The sequence below is a fragment of the Mesorhizobium sp. M0244 genome, assembly GCF_040321795.1.
GTDB lineage: Bacteria > Pseudomonadota > Alphaproteobacteria > Rhizobiales > Rhizobiaceae > Mesorhizobium.
Map to the genome: position 1 here is coordinate 1 of NZ_JAMYSE010000003.1, position 25,495 is coordinate 25,495.

Annotated in this window: 27 protein-coding genes; 6 read left to right on the top strand and 21 right to left on the bottom strand. The window is 60.6% G+C overall.

What is annotated here, in order from left to right; all coding sequences use genetic code 11:
* Positions 1–204 precede the first annotated feature (204 nt).
* Positions 205–513, top strand: a complete 309-nt coding sequence (locus tag NKJ08_RS03570; protein WP_023819777.1) for a DUF736 domain-containing protein — start codon at positions 205–207, stop codon at positions 511–513.
* 191 nt (positions 514–704) lie between these two features.
* Here NKJ08_RS03570 and NKJ08_RS03575 read toward each other — a convergent pair whose 3' ends face one another.
* Both NKJ08_RS03575 and NKJ08_RS03580 read right to left on the bottom strand, forming a co-directional pair.
* The gene (locus NKJ08_RS03575) at positions 705–2,000 is read right to left on the bottom strand and encodes a DUF2130 domain-containing protein (protein ID WP_352781317.1); all 1,296 of its coding nucleotides are present in this window, start codon (positions 1,998–2,000) and stop codon (positions 705–707) included.
* Positions 2,001–2,327: 327 nt separating this feature from the next.
* Positions 2,328–2,570, bottom strand: coding sequence for a hypothetical protein (locus tag NKJ08_RS03580; protein ID WP_352688725.1), 243 nt, complete (start codon positions 2,568–2,570; stop codon positions 2,328–2,330).
* Between the two features lie 461 nt (positions 2,571–3,031).
* On the opposite strand from NKJ08_RS03580, the gene NKJ08_RS03585 reads away from it, so the two are divergent.
* On the top strand, positions 3,032–3,880 hold the full coding sequence (locus NKJ08_RS03585) for a thermonuclease family protein (protein WP_352781319.1): 849 nt from the start codon (positions 3,032–3,034) through the stop codon (positions 3,878–3,880).
* Positions 3,881–4,075: 195 nt separating this feature from the next.
* On the opposite strand, the gene NKJ08_RS03590 is transcribed toward NKJ08_RS03585, so the two are convergent.
* The 3 genes from NKJ08_RS03590 to NKJ08_RS03600 form a co-directional block, all read right to left on the bottom strand.
* Positions 4,076–4,363 carry a WGR domain-containing protein gene (locus tag NKJ08_RS03590; RefSeq protein ID WP_352688719.1) on the bottom strand — a complete coding sequence of 96 codons (288 nt, stop codon included), beginning with the start codon at positions 4,361–4,363 and terminating at the stop codon, positions 4,076–4,078.
* A gap of 213 nt (positions 4,364–4,576) precedes the next feature.
* Positions 4,577–4,885: a hypothetical protein gene (locus NKJ08_RS03595; RefSeq protein ID WP_352603828.1), complete on the bottom strand. Its 309-nt coding sequence runs from the start codon at positions 4,883–4,885 to the stop codon at positions 4,577–4,579.
* 29 nt (positions 4,886–4,914) lie between these two features.
* A complete protein-coding gene (locus NKJ08_RS03600; RefSeq protein ID WP_352754227.1) occupies positions 4,915–5,607 on the bottom strand; it encodes a ParA family protein in 693 nt (230 codons plus the stop codon).
* A 326-nt stretch (positions 5,608–5,933) separates the two neighbouring features.
* On the opposite strand from NKJ08_RS03600, the gene NKJ08_RS03605 reads away from it, so the two are divergent.
* A complete protein-coding gene (locus NKJ08_RS03605) occupies positions 5,934–6,344 on the top strand; it encodes a hypothetical protein (RefSeq protein ID WP_352754228.1) in 411 nt (136 codons plus the stop codon).
* 125 nt (positions 6,345–6,469) lie between these two features.
* Entirely contained in the window at positions 6,470–8,611 is a 2,142-nt protein-coding gene (locus NKJ08_RS03610; protein ID WP_352781321.1) for a relaxase/mobilization nuclease domain-containing protein, read from the top strand.
* A 131-nt stretch (positions 8,612–8,742) separates the two neighbouring features.
* Here NKJ08_RS03610 and NKJ08_RS03615 read toward each other — a convergent pair whose 3' ends face one another.
* The 14 genes from NKJ08_RS03615 to NKJ08_RS03680 all read right to left on the bottom strand — a co-directional run bounded on the left by NKJ08_RS03615 (position 8,743) and on the right by NKJ08_RS03680 (position 22,442).
* On the bottom strand, positions 8,743–9,024 hold the full coding sequence (locus tag NKJ08_RS03615; protein ID WP_006205593.1) for a helix-turn-helix domain-containing protein: 282 nt from the start codon (positions 9,022–9,024) through the stop codon (positions 8,743–8,745).
* Positions 9,021–9,344 carry a type II toxin-antitoxin system RelE/ParE family toxin gene (locus NKJ08_RS03620; protein ID WP_023819763.1) on the bottom strand — a complete coding sequence of 108 codons (324 nt, stop codon included), beginning with the start codon at positions 9,342–9,344 and terminating at the stop codon, positions 9,021–9,023. Before NKJ08_RS03620 ends, NKJ08_RS03615 begins: the two co-directional genes overlap by 4 nt.
* 219 nt (positions 9,345–9,563) lie before the next feature.
* Entirely contained in the window at positions 9,564–11,885 is a 2,322-nt protein-coding gene (locus NKJ08_RS03625) for a type IV secretory system conjugative DNA transfer family protein (protein WP_352781323.1), read from the bottom strand.
* Entirely contained in the window at positions 11,863–12,909 is a 1,047-nt protein-coding gene (gene virB11, locus NKJ08_RS03630) for a P-type DNA transfer ATPase VirB11 (RefSeq protein ID WP_023819761.1), read from the bottom strand. Before virB11 ends, NKJ08_RS03625 begins: the two co-directional genes overlap by 23 nt.
* A complete protein-coding gene (virB10, locus tag NKJ08_RS03635; RefSeq protein ID WP_352781325.1) occupies positions 12,875–14,206 on the bottom strand; it encodes a type IV secretion system protein VirB10 in 1,332 nt (443 codons plus the stop codon). The genes virB11 and virB10 overlap by 35 nt, the downstream gene beginning before the upstream one ends.
* A 7-nt stretch (positions 14,207–14,213) precedes the next feature.
* A complete protein-coding gene (gene virB9 / locus NKJ08_RS03640) occupies positions 14,214–15,050 on the bottom strand; it encodes a P-type conjugative transfer protein VirB9 (RefSeq protein ID WP_352549319.1) in 837 nt (278 codons plus the stop codon).
* Complete coding sequence (locus NKJ08_RS03645) at positions 15,047–15,778, bottom strand: VirB8 family type IV secretion system protein (RefSeq protein WP_352492034.1); 732 nt, start codon at positions 15,776–15,778, stop codon at positions 15,047–15,049. The genes virB9 and NKJ08_RS03645 overlap by 4 nt, the downstream gene beginning before the upstream one ends.
* A 13-nt stretch (positions 15,779–15,791) precedes the next feature.
* Entirely contained in the window at positions 15,792–16,862 is a 1,071-nt protein-coding gene (locus NKJ08_RS03650) for a TrbL/VirB6 family protein (protein WP_352754233.1), read from the bottom strand.
* A 226-nt stretch (positions 16,863–17,088) separates the two neighbouring features.
* Positions 17,089–17,802, bottom strand: coding sequence for a type IV secretion system protein (locus NKJ08_RS03655; RefSeq protein WP_352754234.1), 714 nt, complete (start codon positions 17,800–17,802; stop codon positions 17,089–17,091).
* Between the two features lie 11 nt (positions 17,803–17,813).
* Positions 17,814–18,695, bottom strand: a complete 882-nt coding sequence (locus NKJ08_RS03660; protein WP_352781326.1) for a hypothetical protein — start codon at positions 18,693–18,695, stop codon at positions 17,814–17,816.
* Positions 18,692–21,103 (bottom strand): VirB4 family type IV secretion/conjugal transfer ATPase, encoded by a 2,412-nt coding sequence (locus NKJ08_RS03665; protein ID WP_352754236.1) that lies wholly within the window; start codon positions 21,101–21,103, stop codon positions 18,692–18,694. Before NKJ08_RS03665 ends, NKJ08_RS03660 begins: the two co-directional genes overlap by 4 nt.
* Positions 21,104–21,105: 2 nt before the next feature.
* On the bottom strand, positions 21,106–21,414 hold the full coding sequence (locus NKJ08_RS03670; RefSeq protein ID WP_352739492.1) for a VirB3 family type IV secretion system protein: 309 nt from the start codon (positions 21,412–21,414) through the stop codon (positions 21,106–21,108).
* A gap of 5 nt (positions 21,415–21,419) precedes the next feature.
* Positions 21,420–21,728: a TrbC/VirB2 family type IV secretion system protein gene (locus NKJ08_RS03675; protein ID WP_352754237.1), complete on the bottom strand. Its 309-nt coding sequence runs from the start codon at positions 21,726–21,728 to the stop codon at positions 21,420–21,422.
* Between the two features lie 12 nt (positions 21,729–21,740).
* Positions 21,741–22,442, bottom strand: a complete 702-nt coding sequence (locus NKJ08_RS03680; protein WP_352781328.1) for a lytic transglycosylase domain-containing protein — start codon at positions 22,440–22,442, stop codon at positions 21,741–21,743.
* A 212-nt stretch (positions 22,443–22,654) separates the two neighbouring features.
* Between NKJ08_RS03680 and NKJ08_RS03685 the strand changes: the two genes are divergently transcribed.
* Positions 22,655–23,227 carry a hypothetical protein gene (locus tag NKJ08_RS03685; RefSeq protein ID WP_352754273.1) on the top strand — a complete coding sequence of 191 codons (573 nt, stop codon included), beginning with the start codon at positions 22,655–22,657 and terminating at the stop codon, positions 23,225–23,227.
* Between the two features lie 242 nt (positions 23,228–23,469).
* Positions 23,470–23,826, top strand: a complete 357-nt coding sequence (locus NKJ08_RS38930) for a hypothetical protein (RefSeq protein ID WP_502906304.1) — start codon at positions 23,470–23,472, stop codon at positions 23,824–23,826.
* Here NKJ08_RS38930 and NKJ08_RS03695 read toward each other — a convergent pair.
* Together NKJ08_RS03695 and NKJ08_RS03700 are read right to left on the bottom strand one after the other, a co-directional pair.
* Positions 23,783–24,067 (bottom strand): hypothetical protein, encoded by a 285-nt coding sequence (locus NKJ08_RS03695; RefSeq protein WP_352754239.1) that lies wholly within the window; start codon positions 24,065–24,067, stop codon positions 23,783–23,785. The two genes, NKJ08_RS38930 and NKJ08_RS03695, sit on opposite strands and share 44 nt — an antisense overlap.
* A 54-nt stretch (positions 24,068–24,121) precedes the next feature.
* The gene (locus NKJ08_RS03700) at positions 24,122–25,360 is read right to left on the bottom strand and encodes a DUF1173 family protein (RefSeq protein ID WP_352754240.1); all 1,239 of its coding nucleotides are present in this window, start codon (positions 25,358–25,360) and stop codon (positions 24,122–24,124) included.
* Positions 25,361–25,495 lie beyond the last annotated feature (135 nt).

Genomic DNA, 25,495 nt, shown 5'->3' on the forward strand with positions numbered 1-25,495 from the left:
ACCCGCGGGGTGAGGGGGGCTCTTTTGCGCGCTCAACACTACGGTGCCCACGTGGGGTCTTTTCTGTTGGTTGGGTCCCATAAGCACCCCCACTGGGCGCCGCCCAATGGGGGACCCCGGTGGGTGCGGGCCGATCGCCTCCGGTCCATCGACCGCCATCGAGGTCGCGGTGGTCGCGGCCCGAGAAACTCACGGAGACGACAAATGGCTACCATCGGCACATTCACCTCAAACGGCAACGGCTTTTCCGGAGCCATCAAAACCCTCAACCTCAACGTCAAAGCCAAGCTGATCCGCGTCGAGAACCCTTCCGACAAAGGCCCCCACTTCCGCGTCTACTCGGGTAGCGTCGATCTCGGAGCCGCCTGGCAGAAGGTCTCCAACGAGGGCCGCGACTATCTCTCGGTCAAGCTGGACGACCCGAGCTTCCCCGCTCCGATCTACGCCACCCTGATCGAGGTGGAAGGCGAGGAAGGCCTGCAGCTGATCTGGTCTCGCCCCAACCGGGACTGATCGCCTCGACGAGGGCTCCGCCGCAAGGCGGGGCCTTCGGCCGTTCCCAAACCAAGCCCGCAGGCGGAACGAGAAAGCGTGACAAAGCGATGGCTGCGGAGCAGGGGCTCGGGTCCCGTCTTCTGGTCGCGTCTCAGTTGGGATCAGTCGTTGTGAGGAGTCCTGATCGCCTTGGCCGACCCGAAGGCCTCCTATTCAGTTTCAGGCGAAGCGGCTTCAATCGCCAGCACATCCAGCCCCTCAATCTCCTGCATCACTTTTCCGGCGATACCCTGCAAGTCACCATACATGCCGACAGTCGACTCGATCACCCCTTGAATCTGCGCCTCGCGCTTGGCCCACAGGCGTGTTGTGACCTTGCGTTCCTTGGCGAGGTCCTCCTGCATATCCGAGAATTTCTCCACGATCGCCTCGACACGGTGGCGGAAGCGCGGACCGGTCAGATAGCCGTAGACCTGTTCCATTTTGGTGGCCTGGCCGTCCTGGGCGAGGCGGGAGTTCGCCAGCTCGATCAGGGATTGCCGAAGCATGATGGCGATCGGGATCGCACACTTGGGATGGGCGACATAAACTCCGTCCACAAGATCAAAGGTTTCCACGCCGGGAGGCAACGCTTCCGAGATCATCAGCGCAATATCCGCTTTCGCGGCTCGTTGATCTCCTCTGAGTTTCCCAAGCCAGCCCTGGCTCCAGTTCTTGGTGCGTTTCGATTCCCATAAAATGGCGCCGCATGGCTGGCCGGCGGCTCCGACCACGCGGTGTAGGACATCTCCGCCGAACTCGCCCTTTGCGACCGGTTCGATGGTGTCCATCGGGAACCGGCTGGCAATGAGAGACTCGAGCTCAAGCTCGAGGACCTCGCCCTGCAGCTGCTGAGAACCCTGTTCCGCACGGCGCTTCAGCTCCTCGATCTGGCGCTGCATGCCGGCTATCTGTTCTTCTTTTTCCGCAACCTTCATTTTGAGGCCGTCTTCGGCTTCGGACCTCGCCTTTACGCGAACGGCGTCCAGTCCCTCCTGGATCTTCCTTTCGATGGTCAGCGCCATCTCGCGCTTTTCATCGTCAAGCGCACGCTGCTGTTTGAGAAATTCCGCCTGTTGCTGCTGGGCCTCGGCGAGCTTTTCGTCGCGCGCCTTCAACGTAGCCTTGAGCTCGGCAAGCTTGCTATCCCTGTCCTCCAGATCTACCGAAAGCAGCAATTTTGCCTTGCGGGCTTCCTCGACAACGATTTCGGCACGCTCAAGCTTGATTTGCTCAGCCACTTGGTTGCCGATGTCCTCTTTGGCGGCGTCGATCGCCGCCCGCTCACGTTTAAGCTCTTCCTCCCGGGCCGCCATGGACGCGTTGCTCTGCGCCAAGCGCCGTTCATACTCCTCGCGAGTCGCGGCAATCAGCGGCGCCGCAAGCGACTCGTTGAGCTTGATGTCCGTTTTGCAGCTTGGGCAGCTGATTGTCGGTTCATTGAGAATCCTGGGCTGGACAGTCATTGGCGGGCTGACTCACTGAGGGCTGATGTAGACCCAGACTATATATTATCGACCGCTTTTGGAAAAGAACAAACAGCGAACATGGGTGTTATCCCCAGCGTGCGCACGGAATGGCTATTTCGTCGTCGAATTCCCGCAAAACGGCACGGTGAATCCACCGTCTTCTACGAATGACTGTTTCTCTTTTGCGATCTGATCGGCAATCCGCGGGAACTTGACCCGAGAATGAAATCAAACACCGCTTGAGGCTGACCCAGCCCTGTCGCCTGCAGGGCTGCCGGAATCCTCGCTGCGGCTTCGGCCTGTTCGGCAAGCAGCGAGCTTCCGCTAACGCCCACATTTCTCCGCTATTGCGGCGATACATTCCTCGAGACGCTCCAGGCGCGATTTCGCAATACGAAGTTCATTCCCGGCGTCGAAACGTCGATTGCGCCCGTGAGGTGTGGTCGCAATGAGGTTGCGCTCCAGTTCGGCAATGTGCGCACGCACCTGTCGGGCATCGTCCTGACGCAACGCCTTGATCCATCCACGCCCGCGCATCAGTCTTCCTGCCAGCACCCCGAAAGTCATGCCCGAGTTATGCCACGAGACCCTAATTTGCGGCAAGCCGAAACAGTCGAAATTTAACTTCCGCTAATGCGATTATATTTTTGACGAGGCGTTCATCCGGTGGAACGGCACCAGGATCGGTGAAGGACCTCTACGGGCCTTGCTCGGTTGAACTCGTGCCCTTGGGCGCGAAGAAACACGTCCATCTGAACCTCTGGTAGGCCTCGAACTCATATGCGGAATGATCGTTCGATAGAACGTCATCAATCGCTCGCAGAGATGACATGGTGCTGCTCGACTGAGCAAATGCAGGGCCCGCAGACAAGGCCTACATGGCGGATGCGAATAGAAGCCGTTTCATGACAGCTCCTAGAATAGGCAACACCCTTCGATTTCATAACAAGCGAGCCGTTGAGCGGGTCCGATAGGATTCTGGACTTTGCGAGTATTTTGGGCGCATTCTTTCGCCGGGGAGAAGGGGCTTGGATAAATCCCGCTACGATGATCGGTCAAGCTCGTTGCGCAAGCGTACTGGCGCAGGACGCTCGCTCGTACGCCGCTGGGCCAGCGTGCCGATGCGCCTGGTCTTCGTGACCGTGGCTGCGGCTTCCGCTCTGGTGACGCAGTTTGTCATGCATAACAGCGGATCGCTGCCGGAAATCAATCTGCAGAACGTAATCAAGCCGAGACCGGTAGCAATTTCTGGGGTCGCATCTGTGATCGACGGCGACACGATCGAGATCCATGGCCAGCGCATTCGCTTCAATGGTATCGATGCACCGGAGTCAGCACAGCAGTGCGACGACGCCAACGGCTTCCACTATCAATGTGGCGCCAAGTCCGCCGCCGCTCTCGATGCCTTTCTCGCCGCCTCGCGACCGACCCAGTGCACGTTTGTGTCATGGGATCGGTACGGCCGCTATGTCGGCAATTGCAGGCGGGCCGATGGTGCCAGCGTCGCCGCCTGGATGGTCGAGAACGGCGAAGCTCTTGATTGGCCAAAATACAGCCAAGGTGCCTACGCCATGCTGCAGGAGAAGGCCAAGGCAGCAAGGGTTGGCATCTGGGCAGGAACGTTTGAAGCGCCCTGGGACTGGCGTGCCGACCATCGCGCTGACAACGAACAGCGATCGACGATCGCTCCCCTGCTCGCTGCATCGCCCGGTGCCTGCAACATCAAGGGCAACATCAACGCCCGTGGTGAGCACATCTATCACATTCCTGGCCAAGAGTATTACGATCGCACCGTCATATCGACCAGCAAGGGAGAGCGGTGGTTCTGCAGCGACGAAGAGGCGGTGGCCGCCGGTTGGCGCAAAGCAAAGCGTTAAGCCACAAGGGCAGGTGTTGCCCTGCTTTTATACTGCGCTGGCGCGGGCCGTGGGAACGGTGAGTGCTTCGGCAGGGCCCCGAAAGTGCGAGCATGCGGCAGCGTCGAGATCACTGACTTCACGACTGGCGACATCGCGCCAGCGCCGCGTACACGAGCGACTTCGTTCCAAGCCTGGCTCACGTCGCCCCAGCGGCTAGCCTGTCAAGCAGACGGGATTGCTTCTGCGCGTCCGGTTGGCGGATCGCGGCTGGTAGCCGCGCATCCGCTTGGCGCGCAGCAGCTCGAGGAAGAGGGCAACAGCTTCGCCCTCGGTATCAAAGGAGTGCTGTACCGTGCGGCCGGTGGTTCCGATCCGGCCCCAACGCCGGACCAGGCAGGTCTGGCCGAACAAGGTCTCCTCGATCGACATTGCATAGAAGCGCGCCATGTTCCGATCCGCGTCGCGGCGTTCGATACAGAGGCGATAGAGCTGCGCGATCATTGCGGATAGAATCGCGCAGCCGGACGCGCGCGTCCAATGAATGGTTTGAATCAGCGGACGCGGATCGATTCACTCTGGTGATGGATGGAACCGAACGTCAGTCGTTCAGCAGCGTCTTTGATGGCCTTCCCCGGAGAGATGTAGCCAATCCTCGTTGGGCCGTATCGTGCGCGGTCGGTCGTAACGAAAATCGACGCTAATTGGCGCGTCTGGCTACCTCGGCTGCCGAGCAAGGAATTCCGTTATCAGGCCCTGCACCACCTCCTGCATGGTTGTTCTATTGCGCGCGCAATGGACCTGCAGCTCGATCATCTGCGAGACAGGAATGCGTGTGTGCAGCCGGGCTGTCTCGCCGTCTGCCTTTGGCCTTTCGAGCTTCGCTTTCGCCTCTCTGGCCGAGCGGGGTCTCGTCTGCTGCTCCAGGTTGTCCGTTTCGCTGATGCTGGATTCCACTATGGCAGCCATGTTGCGCGAGAACGGATCATCCGAACGGGCACGCGGTTTCAAGGCGGGCAGCGGCAATTGGTTTGCGGTCCGATCGCTTTTCTCGTTCATTGCGGGGTGGCTCCGTTCAGTTTGCGGATGATCTCGGCGGTCAGGGCATTCGTCTGGTCGCGAGCGTCCTGCACGGCCTTGTTCACAGGCTGGACTTCGTAAAGCGTCCCGGCGGTTGCGATTGAGGCGAAGGTCGGCCGTTGCGACAAAAAGGTCTCAAGCACGCTTGCGTTGGCCTGCCGCAGCAGCTGGATCGCCGTGCGGAAGGCCATCGTGTTGTGTTCGATCCCCGAAACCATGTTGAGCATCACCGCGTGGGGAATTTCGCGGTGGCGCCCTCCAAGTGAGCGGATGTGCCGGATCAGACCGAGGCATTGCTTGACATCGAAGACGTGCGCTTTCGTCGGAATCAGCACGAAGTCGGCGTTGGCGACGGCCGGGCCGAGTGCAGCCACGGCCGTGCCCTGGACATCGACCAGCAGCAGGTCCTCGGCGTCGGATTGCGCCAGGCGATCGATCAGGTCGTCGGTCGAGCTGATGGGGATGACGTCGATGTTTGAAAGCGCGTACCCGGCGCGGCGACTGTTCTTGCTCCACTCCACCGCGGACAGTTGCGGATCGGTGTCGAGCACCGTCACCCGATGACCGGCGGCGGCGAATTCGCCCGCGAGCAGGATGGTGGTCATGGTCTTGCCGACCCCGCCTTTGGGAGAGGCCACTGTGATTTGCACCGCGCGTTGTTCCGGCATTGTTTTTTCCCAATGTTGCGTCACTTTGGCGTCAAGGCGCATAGGCGATTTGGCGCCAAAGCGACTTTCTTGCATTATGACTATGCGCCGATGCAACAAAGTGCCGAGGCGCATAAGTGCCTGTGTGATAATATGAATTTGCACATCGGTGCAATGTCCCAGGGATGCATGATCGGCTCTGGATTAATGTGTCAGTGAGTCAGTATAATGTTTCGTATTGAATTGACAAGATACGCAATTTGGGTCCAAATTGGCTGAGCAGGTCGTCGCTTCGCTTCGACCTGGACCGTCTTCGACGTGAGGCCCATCCGCCATAGCGAGGAATTTTGGACACCAGCGCCGCCCACAAGGACACCCGAAAGCGTTCCCGGATCGATATTGGGCCGGAGGCGGGCGCGCTCCTGGATGAGGCCTGCAAGGTGTTCCGGCTTGACCGAGCGGAGACGTTGCGGCGCATTATCCGGGCCAGCCTGGATGTCGGTCCCGCTCTGTCAGCTGAGAATTCACGCACTGTCGCGGCGCTGGCCTCGCAAGTCCGGATGGTCGGCCGAAACCTCAGCCAGCTTCTCCATGCCATTCATTCCGGCCACGCTGTCCCCATGGAGGCGGCGTTGCCGATTTGGGAAGCACTGGATGAGAGGGTGAAAGCTGTCGACGCCGAATTGACGGCGATGACGATCGCCCATGGCCTGAAACTTCGGAAGGCGGCGCATCTGCTGGATGGTGAGGGCGCGTGAACCTCGACCAGTCTTCTATACAGGCCATAGCCGATCGGATTCGCGCGAGCGCGGCTTTTGAAGAAGAGAACCGCAAGCGACGGCGTTGGGCCCTGTTGTCCTTTGCTGGAAATGACGATGATAGGTTGTTCAAGACGGTTCGCGGCCGGAAGGGGGAGGGCGGTCTCGGGGCAAGCCAGCCACCGGAACCCGCCGTGCCGCGCTCGTCTCCCGGGGAACTGGAGCCGCCGCGCGGTAAAGCCGGGCGCCTAAACCTCGCCCTGCCAGCGAAGCGACGGAAGCTCGCCGGCGGCCCTCGGCCGCGGGCCGCTGCCGACAAGCTGGCGGCCGGGTATCAGCCGGCCGTTCTGAAGGTGATTTCCTACGGGCATGGCGTCACAAGGGCAGCCGCCATCGGTCAATATATCCAGAAGGAGGGCGTCGCGCTCGAGACGCATGACGCGCGTATCCTGGCAACGCAGGAAGCTGTTGCCGAGGAAATGAAACAGTGGGGCAAGGGTTTCGACAAGCGGCGGGAGAGCGAGGATGTGGCGACGTTTCGGCTTTCGCTGGGAGGGCAGGAGCATGCCGAGCGCCTTTCACAGGCAGTTCAGGCAGGTTTCGCCGGCCACGGTTTCGCCTATCGTATCGACACACTGCAGGACGGATCGAGCGTCGCGCGCGTCGTCGCGACCATGGCCGGACACAGCGTCGTGCGGGGTGAGAACGGGGACAACAAGGTGAAGCATCGGTTTCACTTTTCGGATCGACGCCAGCAGGATCGCCAGTTCTCGGCACCGACCCGGGCCATGATCGCCTCGCGGATCTCCGAGGCGCTTGGGGTCAAGGAGGATACCGTTTCGGTGAAGCCAATTGGGGAGCCCAGCCACGGCAAAGCCGGTGTCGTGTTCCAGCTCGCGCGCCTTAGCCATGACGGAGCGGCGATCGGCGCCGACGGCGCCGCGATCGCGTCTGAGGAGGCGGTTCGGCAGACCGCGCAGTCCTGGGACAAGACCCTGAATTCCTACAAGCCTCGCGACACCATGCACATGATCCTGTCGGCCAAGGCGGGCGAGGACAGGCAAGCTCTGGTAAGGGCCGCACGTGGGTTCCTGCATGAGCAGTTCCCCAATCACAAATTCGCCTTCGGCATGCATGCCGACATGGCCGAGGAGGGCGGTCATATTCATGTCCACGCCATCGTTGCGGTGAAGGGTGAAGACGGTGAGCGCTTGCGACCAGGTCCGGCCCAGCTTCGCGAATGGCGCGCGCTCTATGCCCAGCACGCACAAGCACAGGGCATGAAAATCGTCGCGACCTCCGCGGCCTATCGAGCGTCATCACAAAGCTATGGCCCGCGCGACAAGGCGATTGTGGCCACGGCCGAAAAGCCGCGGCCGGGCAGGGAGGCGCGTGACCGCGCCTACGCCCGTGCAAACCCGCACGTCATCGAGAAAGCCCGCCAGCGGATCGACCACGCGAGGGCCAACCCGATAAAGATTCCGATTTCGGCGCGCCAGCTGCAGGCCACCCAGGCAAGCCTTCGGGACTGGCACTCGGTTGCTGCTTCCCGGCCGGATAACGCGATAGCGAGTCAATTCATTGTTCGGATGACGCAAGCTTCCCGATCCGGTACTGTTGTGGTCGCTATTCGAGATGGAAAGGGTGTTCAAATGAGTTCAGATGCCACCGCGGACCAGATGCGGGAAAACCTAAAACAGATCAACGAGACCGTTAACAAGACAGCGGCCATGATGAACGGCCAGACGAAAGCGGAGTTCTTACGGCGCGCAGCGCCCACCATGGAGCTGCTTGCGATCCGGACGGATCTCAAATCCCTGCAGGAAGGTGGCGTCGCGCATGTCAGCGAAGACCAAGCCCATCGGATTGCCGGCGCGCGCGCCGAAGCTTTGATCCATCGCGCCCAGGAGATCGAGGCCGCTGAGCGGCTTGAGGCCGACCGCGCTCGCGAGATTCGTAATCGCGCCATCGAGCAGGAGATCCGCGACGAACGAGCCGGATCGGCTGATCCGACCTCGCTTGAGCAGGTTGCGCAAGACCGCGAAATGGTGCGCAACGCCGAAAGCATCGCCGCGAAGGAAGCGCGCGAGGCACAAGCCGCAAGCGAAGCCGCGCGATCATTGGCACAGAATCCTAACGAGCGGCTTGATCCCGAGATCGTCAAAGGCGAACGGCTCGAAGAACTGCAGCGCCTGCAGTCGAGGAGCATCAACACCGCTCCAGTCGAAGGCGAAGAGCCGGATTCACAGAAGCCGCAAAAGCAGTAGTTGCCTCGCCACGCAGCACTGCGTGGGCTCGTTGTTCCCTAAGCCGGACGCTGCAGGGGCTCCGTTCGGCACACGCTCGCGTCCAAACGCGGATGTACTCCGAGGAAAGACGAGGATTAGACATCTCGTGATTATGCAACCTCCTTCACCCGGATTTCTATATCCAGGTGAGCGGAGGCGGCGATGTTGACGAGCGCGTCAAGCGAGAACTTGGCGAGCTTACCGCGCAGCAGATCATTGATACGAGGGCGCGTCAGGCCGAGCCGCTTGGCGGCTTCCTCCTGGGGAATGCCCCAACGCTGGACTGCCTTACGGATTTCGTAGAGCAGCGCCGAGCGCGCTTTAAGGTTTGCTGCCTCCTGTTCGGTGTCCGCCAGGGCATCCCAGACGTTCTCATAGATTTCTACGTTCATCGTTCTGCCTTCCATCGTTTTAGCCGTTGAGCCGCCAGATCGAGGTCTTTCTTGGATGTGGCCTGTGCCTTCTTCTGGAACGCATGAAGCACCAAAACGCGGTCCTCTAGGGTCGCCAGATAGATGACGCGAAACGCTCCCGATGCCTCCCGAACCCTGATTTCCCTGACGCCGGCCCCCACGATCTGCATAGGTTTCCAGTCGTCGGGATCGTCGCCGCGCTGGACAAGTTCGAGCTGCCAGCCGGCCTCTATCCGCGCATCGTCAGGAAACGCTCGAACATCCGCCCGGCTGCTTCCAAGCCATTCAATCACCTTCATCGGGGTGCACTGTATCGGTTTTGATACATGTTGGGTAGAGTGAAAATCAATCGCGTTTTACGGACCAGCAATCAACTCACGTCCCCACCAAGAACCGGGAGGCGCAACGAAACGGTTCGATGCGCCCGCCATCGGATTAGAGACGCTTCGCCTTGTTCTCACTCGACATAGGCACCGAAGGCACAAATCGCTCATTTGTATTCAACTGAATTTCACGTCCTAGCGATCGCCGTGACGTCTAATTTGATCCTGCAGCGCCTCAAGAGCGGCTGACGGTAGCCCGTCGACATCTCCGCTATCCACCGACGGTGACAGGGAACGAGCGCCGGCCTCCACTTCCTGATCGAGCGATGCGAGCAGCGCGGCGATCGACGTGGACTTGTTTCCCGGCCGGACTTGGAATTGCAAGACACTCGCCTTGCCTTCAGACGCACTCGGGTCGGACGTCTTTGACGCTGCCGGCGCCGATCGCCGGCCAAGGGTGGGAAGCGGCCGCGGCGCATCATCAGCCGTCTGATCGGCCCGCTTCGGCTTCAACTCCGGAACTTCAGCGGCGACCTCGCTCTTTGCTTCAGCCTCACCGCCCGTCGAAAGGCCTGAGCTTGGCAGCACCTGTGGTGCGTCCGCGCTGTCGCTCTTTACTTTCGGCTTTAACGCGACGGGATCAGCCCTTTCAGCCGCAGTCGCACGCGGCACCGCATCGGCATAGGCTGTATCGCCCGAAGCCGACGCTTCGACGGTATCAGGTTCCCCCAACTCGAAAGGGGCCGCCGGCGCGTTGTTAGCCGCCGCTTCGACCTCCGCCATGGAGCGCAGCGGAAGATCCTGCCATCGTGAGAGAGGCGGAACCTTCAAGCGCCGATGCCGAAATTCCTGATAGGTCGCCTTATAGGGAGCGTCCTTATAATAAGTGATCTTGCGCACCATGAAACCAGGGGGGCTCGAGCCCAGAACCACGGCCTGCTTCGCCGGCATTTGCCGAAGCTCCGCCGCCGTCCGGAACGGCCTTTCCTGATAACTTAAACTCTTGTCTCGGGCCCCAAATATACCTTGACCAGCCCTGATGATCGGGGTGGGCACCTCGATCGTGGTCGGTCCCAGCATTACAGAGACATGTTCCGAGGTCTCCACGTCGTTCATGCGGATGAAAAGCTTCACCTGACACGCGGTCACCGTGGTGTGCCGCGTCGCTTTTCCATAGACTTCGTCAAGCTGGGCAAGATCCTGCAGGATCAGGACCATGCGAAAGCCATAGCCCGCGTTGATCGCCAGCTTGGAAACGATGGACTCCATTTTGCCGAGCTGGCGAAACTCGTCGATCATCACCAGGACCTGATAGGGCTCGTCCGGGCCTGGCGAGGAAGCCATCAGCACATCATGGATTTGCTGAACCAGGAGTTTGATGATGGGCCGGAACACGTCGAGCTGCGCCACCGAGCAGCCGATGAAGAGAGCCGTCGGGTCCTTGCGAAACTTCGAGATATCGAAATCGGTCGACGCCGTAGCGGCTGCAACGAGATCATTGGTCCAGGGGTTGAGAGCCGCCGTCAGGTTGAAGTAGGCTGAGTTTCGCGTTTCCTTTTCCAGCGCAATGAACTGGTTGAGCCCGTGCACGACCCACGAAGGCAGATATTTTTCCTCGTCATTGCGGATATTCGTCAGCACCCTGAGAAAATCCACGCCGGTCGAAAGAAGCATCGCGACGGCGCGCAAATGACGCTGCCCCTCATAGCGTGGTGACGTCAGCACATAGCCTATCATGGCCGAAAGCAACTGCCGGCCGGCGCGCGCCCAGATCTCGGAACTTCCTGTCGCCTCGGGGATGATGAAGGAGGAGACCACCGCGCAGTCCGTCGGCATGCGCGCATCGCGCCGGATGAAATCCAGCGGATTATAGCGATGCGAATCCTGCTCGCCGGGCGAAAAGAAAAAGACCTTATCGCCGAGAGCCTGCCGATGCGCACCGAACGCCTCGAAGTTCTCCCGCTTCGGATCGAACCACACCGAGGATCCCCGCCACATGTAACCGTTCGGAATGACAAAGCTGACGCCCTTGCCGGATCGGGTCGGCCCGACTACCAAGACGTGCGCGGGCTCGTCCGAGCGGATCGTCGCCCCACCCATCTTGCCGAGGATCAAGCCTTGCTTTGCCAGCAGGTTTTTCCTTTCGGCGTCCATGATCGTGCCGAACCGCGCATTGCCGTAGTGCTTTGGCTTGCGGTTGATCAGGCTTGCAAAGACCAGGCCGACGCCGATGGCCACGACAACCGCGACCGCGATCGCGCCCCGGATGATCGTCTCGCCCTGCGTGGGATGATAGGCCAGGCGCTGGCTGAAATGCTGCCAGGCAACGAACAGGCCGCTTAGGCTGCGTTGCGCGTTCTGGTACTTTAGAAGCCCCCAGCGCGAGGCGCCTTCAGAGGGCAGCGCGGGAGTCCACCGCCATGTCGCCACCAGCTCGTAGGCCAGGCTCCAAAGGGCAAAGAAGGCGGCGAGGCCGATGAGGCCGAGGAGAAGCCTATAAGCGAATACGCGAGACATTCTGGGGAACCTTTCTGGCGGCTCTCCATTCGGTCATGCGGTTGAACCAGATCGCCGAAGTTCCGCGCCAGCCGCCCCGGCGCGTTTGTTGGATCACAATCGGCAGGACCGACCGCACGTAATCGATGATCTCTGCCTTGCTCAGCCCGAGCCCAGCCTGCATGACCATCAATGCTAGCTGCTCAAACGCACCGGTCGGGCTGTCCGCATGGATCGTCGTGATCGATCCGGGATGACCTGTGTTGACGGCGCGCAAGAACGAATAGGCTTCCGCTCCCCGGATCTCGCCCAGGAAGATTCGATCCGGCCGCAACCGCATGGCGGCTTGCAGCAGCGTTTCAACGGTCACGTGCGCCAGGCCCTGGTCGCCCTTTGATGCGACGAGGGGCAGATAGTTGGGCTGGTGTGGTTTAACCTCTCGCGTATCCTCAATGGTGAGGATCCGCTCATCCGAAGGCACCTCGTGCAAAATCGCGTTCAGAAACGTCGTTTTGCCCGACGATGTGCCTCCTGAAAGCAAGATCGAATACCGTTCCCGCACGGCCAGGCGGAGGAAATCCTCGATCTTGCCGGCGTCGAGATATTCGCAAAGGGCGCTGTCGGTCTCGCTTAATTCGCCGGGATCCTGGACGGAGATCGTATCGAACGACCCCCGCTTCCGGTAATCATCAAGGCGCATATCCTTCACGACCTGCTTGCGGATCGCGAAGGCGCCTCCTGTCGGCGTCGCCGGCGCAAGCACGCCCTGGAAGCGTTCGCCGCCGGGGAGGGCGGCCGAAAGCAAGGGATTTTCCTCGCTGATCGATTGCGAGGATGATGCCGCTATACGTTCCATGAGGTAAGTGATCGCGGCGCGGTCGAGCTCGGGGACGTCGAAGGGCTCCATATGTGTCGAGCCAACAATTTCGACCCACACAAGCCCAGGCCCGTTTGCACAGATTTCGACCACGCGATCGTCGTCGAGCCAGCGCCGCACCGGCTCCAGCGCCTTATTTAGAAAGACGGTTCTTTGCTGCCCGCTCACGTCGTATCTCCCTCAACGCCTCGCGTACCGGGTCCGGATAGAACTCCGAAAAATCGAGGTCCCGGCGGACGAACACCATGATGCGCGACCCCTGATCGACATGGATCGTGGGCGCGATATTGATCGAATTTCGAAGCGCCTCTTCGGCAATGCGGTTGAGGCTTTGCGAGACCTGTTGCGCGCCGATCTGGCGGGCGCTCTGCAGGTATTGGTTGGGCTGCGTCTGGATTGTCACCGTCTGTCCGGTCTGCGGGTCCGTGTAGGCCTGGTTGGTGTTCGACCCATTCTGGTCGTTGCCAAGGTTGGCGATGAATTGCGTCGCACCGCCCACAACACTTAGAAGGATCGCCGAGCCGAACCGCTCGAAATAATGGTTGTCGACCTCGCCCGGCATGCCGCTGCGACCGAGCTCGTCGGTGCCGGTCGAGCCGAGCTGCACCGACATGCCGTCCGATCGAAGCAGGCGTGTCCACACTATGAACACCCGCGTTTGGCCGGTTGCGAGGCCACTGCGATATTCACCGATAAGGCGGGAGCCAGCGGGGATCAAAACCCTGCGACCGTCGAACGACCACACATCCTCCGACACGACGGCCCGAACCATACCGGCAAGATCGCTCTGGATCGCGGTCTCGAGCACGCCTTTGATCATCGTCCCTTGGGCGACCAGAGCGTCCGTGCGCGGGTTCATCGTGGCTTTCGATGTATCCGCTCCGCTCTGGCTCGCCCTTGCCAAAAAACGCCGATTGGGGTCCTCCTCGCCCTCGCCTGCGTTTCCGGCCGCCGCTGCATCCGCTCCATTGCCGCCCAGCGCTGATGCACTGCCAGGCGCATCGCCGCTATCGACGAGCTGCTTGGCGCGCAAGCGCTCCCATTTGCGGCGCTCCTCTTCTTCTTTCTTGCGCCGTTCTTCCTCAGCCAGACGACGGGCCTCGGCATCATCCTGCACCTGTGGTGGAGCTGCAGGCGGTTGCAAGGCTGGTGGAGGGGGAGGCGGAGCCTCGACCGTCGACGGCGGCTCTGCCGGCGCCGCCGGCGGCTCCTCGGGAGCCGTCGGGATTTTCAGGGTGCCGTTATCAAGCTGGGGACGCGGCGTATCGAGCCCAGGTGCGGGAAACTGTGTGGTGTGAAACTCCTCGCCATCCGACGCCGTCAACAGCGGCTTTTCTGGCGCACGCGTCGCCGCATAGATCATCCAGCCGGCGAAGACCACCGCACCCAGCGGCACCACGATCTTGAAGAATGTGCTCGCCCCGAATCTTGGCGCGGCGACCACTGTTCCTTCCTCAGCGAGCATTCTGTACTCATTGGGAGATGGCATCAGGCCCCCTCACTTTCCGAACAGTCCCACCGCCGACACGCTGCGGCTCGTAAGGTTCGAGCCCGGTCGGTTCGTTCACATTGTTCAGTCTCAGATTGAAGACGCAGGTTGCTTCGTTGCCATTGCGCAGCGTCCATTGGTAATTGACCTTGTCGACGACGATGTACGCGCCCTCGCGGCGATAATTCACAAGCGTCTCATTGCGCTCGCTGTCGACGACATAGATCGCCGGCACTTCCCTTGCCGGATCGAAGCGGAACCAGGTCTTCACGCCGTCGTCGTAGATCACGAGCGGCTTATTTGCCGACGACCCCTTATAGGCATAGGACGAGTTGGCGTTTTCGGCCTTGAAACCCTGCCGGTTCGGCTGTGCCGCCCGGGCCTGGGCTTCGTCCATCAGCGCCGCGTCCGACACCTCTTCGGGATAGCGGAACTTGATCGCATAGACTTGTTGCGCAACCGGCCGAAACTCGCCGTTGAGGAAGAACACATAGCTGCGCTTGTTGGTCAGGACATTGAGATTCCCGCCCGCATTCTTCTCGATCGGCTTCACAAACAGCACATTGCCCTTCTTGTTGGGCTCGATGCTCCAGGCCGGGACGTCGCCAGCGCCGAGGGTTTCGATTTTCTCGTCATCGCCGAATTCGATCATGGTCGAGGCGCCATAGCTGGCCGGCACCGACACCACATCGTCCTTCTGATACCAGACGAAGCGAATGCGACTGTCACGAGATCCCGCCCGAGGGGTCTGTTCGGCAAGGGCCGGCTGAACCGCGCAAACGCCGAGCCCGATTGCCATCAGGATGCCGGCGACCTTCATTGCGGTGTCTCCGCGGTGGGTGCCGGCGCCGTCTCCTGATCGCGCCGATATTCGAGCACCTGGAAGCCGAGCGGATTTTGAAAACGGATCTCGTTTTTTGCCGGCACGCCGGTGTAGCGGAACCGGATCAACGACACCCAATGCCGCTGCACGGTGTTCGCCTGGCTCTTTTCCTCCGTCATGAACCGGACCAGGGCGGTCCTCTGGTTAGGAAATGTCACCGATTTCACGGTCACCGCCACGACGGTGTTTCGCCCATAGAGCACGACCGGGTTCGTCACCTTGTTTGCCGGGCTGAAAAGCTCGACGAGCTCCCTCGAGGCATCGCCGGCGCTCAGCAATTGCGCGAGATCGAAGTTGTCCTTCAGCGCCTTCGGATCGTAGGTCTCGCGAGCCTTCACATAACGGACGATATCGAACATCCCCATCGACTCGTCCTGCTGCAAAGGCCCGTCGGCCAGCGGCCGCTTGACCTCGACAAACCCGGTGGATTTGTCGACCACCACCATGTAGGGCTCATAAGTCTTGAGCGGCAGCGCAAGGATCAGCGCGCCCACCGCTGCAACGGCAATGACCGAGGCGACGCTTGCCACACACCACGCCAGAGATCGCGACCAGCGATTGCGCCGCGCGATATCTTTTTCCCAGATTGCCGCATCCACGTAGTACGGCAAGGGAGACTCGGTTTCCTTCGCCGGTCCCCCAGCGCTTTCCTTCACATCGCTCATTGGTGCCCCAAACCTATGCGGGATCCGTCAGCTTTCGGGAAAGCCGTGCATATTCCGCTGAATCCTCATACCTTCTCTGTGCGAGGCTCACGCGCGCCCGCTCGCGACCCGCCAGACGTTCCTGCCGCGTGCTCCAGCCCAAGCGTCCCATTAGCCTGCGCTGACCGGCTTGGCCCATCGCTGCGAAGGCGCCGCCGTAGAAGCGCCCAAACGAAGGCGTTCCAATACCAATTCCGCCCGCGAGCGAGGCGGCAACGTTGGTGATTTGCGACAGCAGCAGCACGCCGACGAGGCAGATCAGGATCAGCGGCGCGGCTTCGGTCAAGGTCGTTGTCGCAGCACCATTCGACCGGTTGACCGCGTCGAAATAGGTCTGGGTAATCGAGATGAAGAAGGCACAGAAGGCGTAGACCAGAATTTGCACGCTCATGTACTGCACGATCGCGGTTATCCAGCCGGCGAAGAACCGGGTCGTATAGCCGAACAGCATAAGAATGATGAACACTGGGGCGAGCGCCAGCAAAAGCCAAAGAAAGATCTTCGACAGGATGATGAGGAAGATCGCATAGCCGATGAGCAGCGCGCCGACGACAAGGATGATCGCCGCCAGTACGTAGCCGCCGAAGTTCAACACGCCAAGGCTCTTGATAAAGGCGGAGGTGGAATTGGCGAGCGAATCCCAGATGTTTTGCAGGGCCGTCTGCACGGAGTCGACGGAGTTCAGCCCGGCCGATGTCCCGGTCACATTGGCCGAAACGCTCGTGAGAAGGCTGTTCCCGATCGCGGAAGGTGTCTCATTCGCGAACGAATAGGCATATGTTTGAAAGTCCCCCCAGCTCGTCGCCAGAGCGTAGATGACGAAGGCGCGGAACAGGCGCCAGACCATCTCTTTTCCCGATCCGGTCGAGGTTCCCTGCCAGATGCCCATGGCCCAGAATATCACGTACAGCGTCAGCATCAGGCCGGCGACACCCACCTGTCCGCCGCCGGTCAGGGCCGACGCGAGGTTCTGGTAGGCTTGCGATACATAGTTATTGCCGAACTTGTCGACCTGTTGCAGAAGCGTCGTGATATTGAAGTTCATTTTTTCGCCGTCCCGCCTGGAAACAGAGATGGATCGCTATTGAGTGCCTTCATCGGACCGCACTCGAATGGCTTCGTCGCTTCTGTTCTCGGTTCGGGCGCCGCGAACGCCATCGGCTGCATCGGTCCCTCGTCGCGCGAGCATGGAGCCTTGAGCGGCTTGTGGCCGCACCCGGAGGTCGCGACAGCACCAATGATGGCGGCCGCTGATAGAAGAAAGCGCACCGTCATTGGCCGGATTTGTATTCGAGCCCCCGTGAGGCCTGGGTGATCAGGTTCATACGATCGATGTTTTCCTGATTGGCGGCCGCAGTAGCTGTGTTCACCGCGCCGATCAGCTCGTTCACGGTCAGACCCGTTTGCACCATGATCTGGCTGTTCTGATCGATCGAGCCCTTGATGTCCTGCGCCGTGCCGATCCGTTGAGCGCCCGACTGAAAAGCGCTGGAACGGGTCTTCACCCCATTTTGCGAGGAGTCGACCAGTCCGGTGACCGTGGCCGCGACGTTCACCAGGGCGCTGTAGTTCTTATCCATCTGCGTCGTCTGGCCATTGATCAGGCCCGAAATGGTTTTCACCAGCTGCAAGCCATTGATCATGTTCGAAACGATGCCCTGCGATCCATTGCCGAGGCCGGCGAACGACAACGAGCCGCCCGAGATCACGCTACCAAGAGAAGGCGCCTCCCCCATGGAGAAGCCGCCATTGCCCAAAGCCATCTGCGCGAGCTGGCCGGCCTGGCTCGACCGGTCGCCGGTGACGGCCTGCAGCGTCTTTTGCGTATAGTTCATGATGTTGCGGTCGGTGCTGAGGATCTCGCTCGTGGCCGATGCAATCTGCCGAGCCTGCTCCAGATTGGCCTGGTCGATCGTAGGCACCTGCGCAAAGGCGAGGCCGCCCAAGCCAAGCAAGAGTGCCGCTGTTAACGGAATTCCACGCATAGCGCTTTCTCCTATTGAGCCTGATATTGCTTGACGGCCGACATCAGTTCGTCGGTCGTCATTGTCACGGGAGCGCGATTCGCGTCCCTTTGGATTTGCGAAAGCACGGGCGAGAGGTTTTCAACCGTGTCGGTCGTGCGCGGCGCCGTGCATGCGCCGTCCGTCGACGGGCAGCACGGGTTGCCGGCCGTGCCGCCGCCGCTCGTAGCCCCGGGACAGCTTGTCGAGCCACCCGAACCAGGCGGCGGGGACGCGGGAGTGGGCACCACCAGGCCGGAGGATCCCCGACTTGTCAGTGTGGCAGTGCCGATGTTGCGCACGTTGAAAGCTTGGGCGAAGAACCCTGTCGCCTGGATCACCTCGTTGAAGGTCAGCCCGCCTTGGGCGCGGATTGCGCTGTTGCGGTCGAAGGCTTCCATGACCGTTTTGTCAGTCCCGATATCCTGACCCATGGTCTCGAAGGACTGCCTATTGGGGGCCACGGTCGACATGCTGCCATTCATGCCGCCGAGAACCTGACCGGTGATATCCAACTGGCCCCTTTCGCCGGCATTGCCGCCGATAGCGCCCGATCCCGACCCGGTCGAGGCGAAAGCCGAAGAGCTCTTTACGTCCGGATTGGCCTCTTCCAAGGACGCCCGGCCACTCGCCGGATCGACCGATGCCTTCGGGCTCTTCACGTTCTGCGCCTTTTTGGGTGTCGTGACCGAGCAATTGACGCCCTGCGTGGCGGACTTGGTGTCCTCCTGGATGAGCTTGATTTGAACCTTGTCGGCCTTGTCCTCGCTCCGCTGCGACAGAATAGGGCTGTCAGAAACCGGCACGGCCGCCATGGCCGTCGATCCCGCGAAAATCGTCACAAGGGCGGCCGTCGTGCCCATAATGGTCTTCATTCCGGGTCCCTCCCAAGAAAGATTGGCAACCAAACCTGCGGATCGTCGCCGACACGCGCGCGTAGCGCGTCGAGCTCCTGAACCGTCTCAATTCGACCGGAGAGGATCTTGATCGCATCAGGCATCGCGCCCAGATTGAGGCGCGCAATGACGCTGTCCTGATCATGCTTGATCAGGAATTTGCGGGCTTCGGGCGGGGTTTCGCGGATCCATTTGATCTCGCGCTCCGACAGCCCGAACGCCCTGTGCGATTCCTCGTCGGCCTTCGGGTTGGGGAAAAAAATATTGGTCGGCGTCTGTTCGATCAGCGTGTTGGCGATCGATGACTTCACAATGTCCGCCGCTGACTGCGTGCCGAAGCCAACGATGCCATTCAGCTTACGAATGGTTTTCAGCTTGTCCTTGATGAAGTAGCTGAAAATATCATTGTCCAGAAGCTTCCAGCCCTCATCGAGGAAGATCATGACCGGTTGCCCGTCAAGCAGCTCCTCGATGCGATGGAAGATATAGAGCAAGGCTGCCGTGCTGGTCGTTGCGTCACTCAACACGCTCGTCATGTCGAAGCCGAAAATGGACGACATCGAAAACGAGTCTTCCGCGTTGTTGAACAACCAACCGCGCTGATCGGGCCTCATCCATGGCTGCAAGCGCGAATAGAGATCGTCATCGCCGGCGCGCATCGCACCGCGCAACAGCTCGGCGAACTCCTCCATGGTTCGACCTTCGGTCGGCGCGCTCGCCACCTGAGCGATCGCGTTGCGGATGACTTGCTCCTCGCGCGTCGAGTGAGCGTGTCCGTCGGATCGACGCAGCATGAAGCTGAAAAGCTGGAAGAGAAATTCCCGGTTGCGCGGCGTATCGGGCAGGCGCAACGGATTGAAGCCGGAAGGCTCCCCGGCCTTCAAAACCTCATAGCGGCCGCCAAGCGACCGCACGAAGATATCCAGGCCACGGTCCTTGTCGATCATCACCAGCTTGGGGCGCGGCGTGATGCGCTGCGCCTGTGCCGCGAGAAAGCCGAGCAGCACCGTCTTGCCCGAGCCCGAGGGACCGTTCAGAGTGAAGTTGCCGAGGTCTCGAACATGGAAGTTGAAGAAGTAGGCCGTTTGCGACGTCGTCTCGAGGACGCTTATCGGCGTTCCCCAATGCACCCCGCCGGTCCGGCCGCTCGGATAGTTATGGAAGGCCGAAAAGCCCGCCATGTTCTTCGATGAGATCATCGACTTGCGCGCCACATAGGCGAAATTGCCGGGCAGGGTGGCCCAGAACGCAGGTTCACAATTCAGGTCCTCGCGAACCCACAGGGCGGATACCTCCGTCAGCGCCGTGCCGACATCGGTCACGCAGCGCGCCACGTCGTCCATGGTTTTCCCGAGGCACAGCACCGTCAGATGATGCAAGCCATAGAGCGCTTCCGAGGACAGAAGCTCATCGCGCGCTTCACCGAGTTGATCGGCCACGATCGAGCCGGCTTCATCCGACATGTCGATCTTGCGCCCGACCCGCTCCATCTGGGTCAGCGCCTGGGGCTTGTCGATGATGGCGAAGGATTGCGTCACGATGAATTCGTGCGGCACCTTCAGCATGGGGTTGAGCATCCCCGGTCCCGTAATGGAGGGGTACTCGCCTACCGAAATTATGGCGCCGTATCGCGTTTCGCCAGGGGACGCCCCGCGAATTTCCAGCGCATTCGGGCCGAAGAACAGCCGCTTCGTCGCTAGCGCCTCCGCGAGTTTCATACGCGGCAGTGCCATCGGCCGTGGAAATCCGCCATTGACGAGCTGCACCAGGAATTCCAGCGGCTCGGAATGCCAAACGTCACTGCGCTTGACGACGCTGAGAACCCGCGCGCCATACGCCTGCAAGCTCTCTCGGACGGCTTTCATCACGTCCGTGAGTTCGATCAGCGCCCGCTCCTCGCTCGAAGATCGCCCGTCCGCAGCCCTTCGTCCCAAAAGCTTGCGGATCACGAGATCCGCCGTCCCGACCGTTCCCTGCAGCTCGCGCCGCACGATGGTCAGGTAGATATCGTTCACAAACATGCGCTGGGTGCGCAGGGCCGCCGTATAGCGCTGGTCCAGCTCTTGGCAGAACTTGTTTTCGAAGCTCGACTCGATCGCGGGCTTCACCTCGCGGCGCACGATATGCGAGTAGATCGCATAACGGGAATTCGCCAACCCCCGAATGAGATCGTTGCGGCCGAGCAGGCGCGAATTGATCTCGGCGATATCGATCGTCTCGAAGCACAGTCCGCTCATGTGAACGAAGGACATCAACATGCCGTCCTGCGTCTTGATCACCTCGTCGGACACATGCCGCGAATAGGGTATATGGGCCGAAACCGGATTCTCCCGACGAGACACGGCCCCGAAACTCAGTTCATCACGAAGAGCCCGCGCGATTGCCATGGTCACACCCGATAACTGCGCGCGCCCCAGAAGCTGGCGCTTCGGGGCGGCGTCTTTCGCGAACGGATGAACATGATCTCGATGAACATGGGATCGCGCATGATCGCGATCCTGGCAACAGCATAGAGCGGCACGCAGATACAGAGCATGACCAGATTATGGGTTGCGAGGAACACGACCGCCGTCAGCACGCCGATGAACCCCGCAAGCTCGTAGGGAATGCCGAGCACCGTCGGCGCTCGGGTCAAGCCCTTGACCAGCGGAGTGATCAACAATTTGGGCTCGCCAGGATCGATCCGGTCGTCTGCCATTCCGATCACCTGCCGACCGCGGATTGAAAGAATTCGACGATCTGAGCCGAGCCGAAGACCAGCACGATACCCAAGACCCAGCTTCCGGCCACAAACCACGACAGGCGCGCCGCCCAGGCCATGAAGCCCATGAAAATGCAGAACAGAACCGCCAAAGCCGTCGCGATCGGCCCGGTCAGGGTCTGCACCAACGTCTGCAGCGTGCTTTGCACCGGCTGGAGATTTCCGCCCCCGGCCATCGCCTGCGTTGCCAAGAGCATGAGCGGCATCACCACACCAGCGCTGCGTGCAGCAATCATCTTCCACAAGGTCATCAAAGCTTCTCCTCAGTCAAAGTTTTGTACCATCCCGCCCTGCCAGACCGGCGCCGTCGCTTCGCGAGACGACATTGTGCTGCCATTGCGGGAGTTGGTGCGGGATGTCGGATCATTTCGTTGATCAGCTGCGCCGGCCGCAGCCTGTTGAACGCCGGCGAGGTCAAGGCTTACCGCCCCTGCGGGCGTCACCGCCTCAGACCCGGCCGATGGCCATTGGTAGAAATCGTTGATGACGTTGGCGACGTAGCCAACCGTCTCGGAGTAGGGCGGGACGCCCTTATATTTAAGAACCGCGACCTCGCCCGCATTGTAGGCGGCGAGCATGTATATCGGGTTCGGAAATTTGCGATGCAGATCCCGCAAAAAGCCGATTCCACCTTTCACATTATCCGCGGGATCGCAGATATCGACCCCGTAGCTTACCGCCGTGGACGGCAGAAGCTGCATCAGGCCATAGGCTCCTTTGGGCGATAGCGCGCCGGAATTGAAGCGGCTTTCGGCCCGGGCAACCGCGAGGACGAGGGGCGGGGCAAAGCCTTGCTGGCGCGCGACCGTTTCGACGATGCGCTGTCCTTCTTCGTTCGGCAGGGCAGCGACGCCGGGGCAGGGGTTGTCAGCCTTGGTCGATGTCACCGTAGCGGCCGCGCTGTCAGCGCTTCCCGCCGTACCGATCCGCTGCACGTCATGGCTCCCAACCTCAAAGGCCGGCATCACCCGGCCCTTGGCGTCGACGGCCGCGTTGACGATGCGACCGGTAGGTGCCGTGACGCTGCCCTGGGCGTTCCGGGAAGCTTCCTGTGCAGACGCCGCTTGGCACGTCACCAGGATCGCACCCGCTGCAAGTACCGTTTTGCGGGATCGAATCATTAAAATAGTCCTGCGCCGTTGCCGATTCTGAAACGCTGAATTAATACAATGACTCGATGAACCGCAATCGCGAAAATGAGGCTGACGCAATGAAAATGAGCAGGGTTCTTTCCGTTGTGGCGTTTTTGTCGACCTTGTCGGTTCTGTCGGCGGCGCCGGCCCGTGCTGATGATTTTGGCTGCAAGGTTTTGCTGTGCATCCTCAACCCGCAGGGTTGGGCGAGCGTCGGCGAATGTGTGCCCCCGGTCGAGCGCGCTTTCCGTATGGTCGCGCATGGGGAGCCCTGGCCTCAGTGCCCCGAGGCCGGCAGTTCCGGTCGTATCGGATATGAGAAATTCAAACCCTGCCCGGACGGCACGATCGCCGTCTCGCCCGAGACGGAATCGAGCGGAAGCGACAACAGCTCTCGCTCACAAACCGTCTACAAGCCAGACAGCAACGGCGCTTTCTGTGCTGCGCGGAATGCGACGAATGCCTCTTGGAGCACTTACCCGAGAGGCTCGGGTTACGGTGCGCGTCCAACATCGGCGGTGACGCGGCGCGAGCAGAGGACGGAGCCAAACTATCTCGATCTCACAACGACCGACGGCAAACAACGGTTCTGGTTCAATCTGAGCAGGTATCAATGATGAAATCTGGCTTCGCCGCCGCCGGCATTCTCGCGGCCGTCCTCGCCAGTGTTCCGGCACTGGCCGAGGACAAATCCAATCCCTGGTTTCCGATCCCCGCCGCAGCATCGTTCAGCACCGGCGACACCTGGACCTATGCCGGTGAGACCCACCGTCTCTACGGCGTTCAAGCCTGCCTGCGAGGCACATATTTCACAAATAGGGCAGGGGGGCATGTCGATTGCGGGGAGGCAAGCCTTGCAATGCTCGTCTCTCTCATCCGGGATCTCAAACCTCAATGCTACACGGCCGCTTGGCAGGCCGCGACCAAAACGCGCTTCGTCGTTTGCGTCGCGCAGCCCACTTCAGGATCCGCGGCCGGTTCTCGCATCGATCTCGGCACGGCGCTGATCTCGACCGGCTGGGCGTTCGCGGCCGTCACTCCGAACGGCTCTCCGGTCCATGCTCCCTATATCGTCGCGCAGGAGGTCGCTAAAAAGCACCACCTTGGCCTGTGGCAGTTTGCCGACGTGCCCGATCCGAATGCCATGATCCTCCGCGATATCCGAAACGCATCTAACCAGGCTGGTCAGTCTCCGAATCCGCCTGCAAATCGATAACCGGTCCCCGGCGCGTTGGATCATACTGTACATTCTGCTGAGGCCATCGCCGGACCACGAACGCGACGGCAAGCGCAATCGCCGAAATCAATCCGAGAACAATAGCCGCGACCAGCCCCGGCTCTCGCCAAAACGATAGCGTGTCCCACTGATTCAAAAGTCGGGCGCCGGACAGCACCAAAATGAGGACTGTTGCGATGACAATGCCCGTTCCCGGATCCATCTCGAATTTCTTCAGCATCGCCTTCTCCTTTTCGCACTCCCTGGTCACGGCCCTCGCACGCACTTTCGCTTTTCACGTGTTGGGTTGATATTCCAAGGCCGGTCTGCTGTCCGGCCCGGGAACCCGCTGCTGTTTGCCCGGCAGCGCCGGCCGGGGACCGCTAGCGTCCCAGCACCAGGTCCCAAGCTCGCAGCTTGAAACTAGATGGTCGAATTCCGACCGTACGGCCTCCTTGGCATTATGCGGTACGACAAAAAGCGCCGTTCCCTGCTGGTCAACGTCGGTCAGAAGACCGAACGCCATCGGCACCGCTGGCAGGACGTTATAGCGCAACGTTTTCACAAACCGCCGATGCTCCCCGGTCAGGACCTCGATCAATTCCTTTTCGTCGTTGTGCTGAAATGGAATCCAATTCTCCGTCACGTTCATAAAGCCGATTTCGTCGATCGACAGAATGCCGGACGGCATCTGCATGACCGTTGCGATGGTGATCAGGCGCGAATTTTCGTGCAGTCGCCACAGGTCGAATTCTGCTGCAAAGCGCTTCGGCACTGCCCTGAACATTTTCTCATCCATAAAGAGCGGCGCGTCGGGCATATGCTTGATCGACAGCTTGCCGCCAAACCGGGCAGGATCGAGCGATTTCACAATGCCGATCACGATCTTCTTGTGCTTCGCCTTGGCTGCCGCCGCGAAAGCCCGCTCCCGATCCGCTGCCAGGCGATCCTTGTGCTCAGGGGAGTACATTGCCGGCATAAACAGCAGCTCGCGCAATTGGAACTTCTGGCTCGACTTCGCATCGGCCGCGCCCCAAAGAAATTTCCGGACCAACCCCCAATTTCTTTTTCCCACAAAGCCGGGTGCCATTAATGTCAGCTCCGCCTCTTCCCAGAGATAGTCGAGCAAGCCTCGCAGCGTGAGCTTCTTCGGATCGGCCTTCACAGTATGGTGGGAAGCCCCCTCGCCGGATGATCCCTGTCGCGCCTTGCCTTGTGTCAGTGCGAAGGCCAGCTTCAGCCGCGCCGCCTCCGATGCAGGGTCCTCGACGATTGCTTGACCTAGGATCTCCGCCTTTCCCGACAGCGCAAGGGGCAGTTCATAGCGATCACAGTCGACCGCATGGTCCTTGCCGGTGTTCGGCATGCGCTTGATGATCAATTCCTCGCCGACGGCGGCGATGTACATCGGCACACCGGGATGCCGACACAAACACAAGACCCGAGCTTGCTGATCCCGCGCCTGACGCAAGAGCGTCTGAATTTCCGGGTGCTGCGGGCCAACCGTGCGACCCAGAATAGCAAAGTCACTCATAAGGTGCCATCCGACTTTAGATCGTTCGCCTTATGATTAAATCATTGAACCCATGTTTCGTTCAACCCGTTGGCTCAACGATGCTTCCCATAGATTGACAGTGGTTAACCCAGCAGACTCGAATGGGCTGATGTT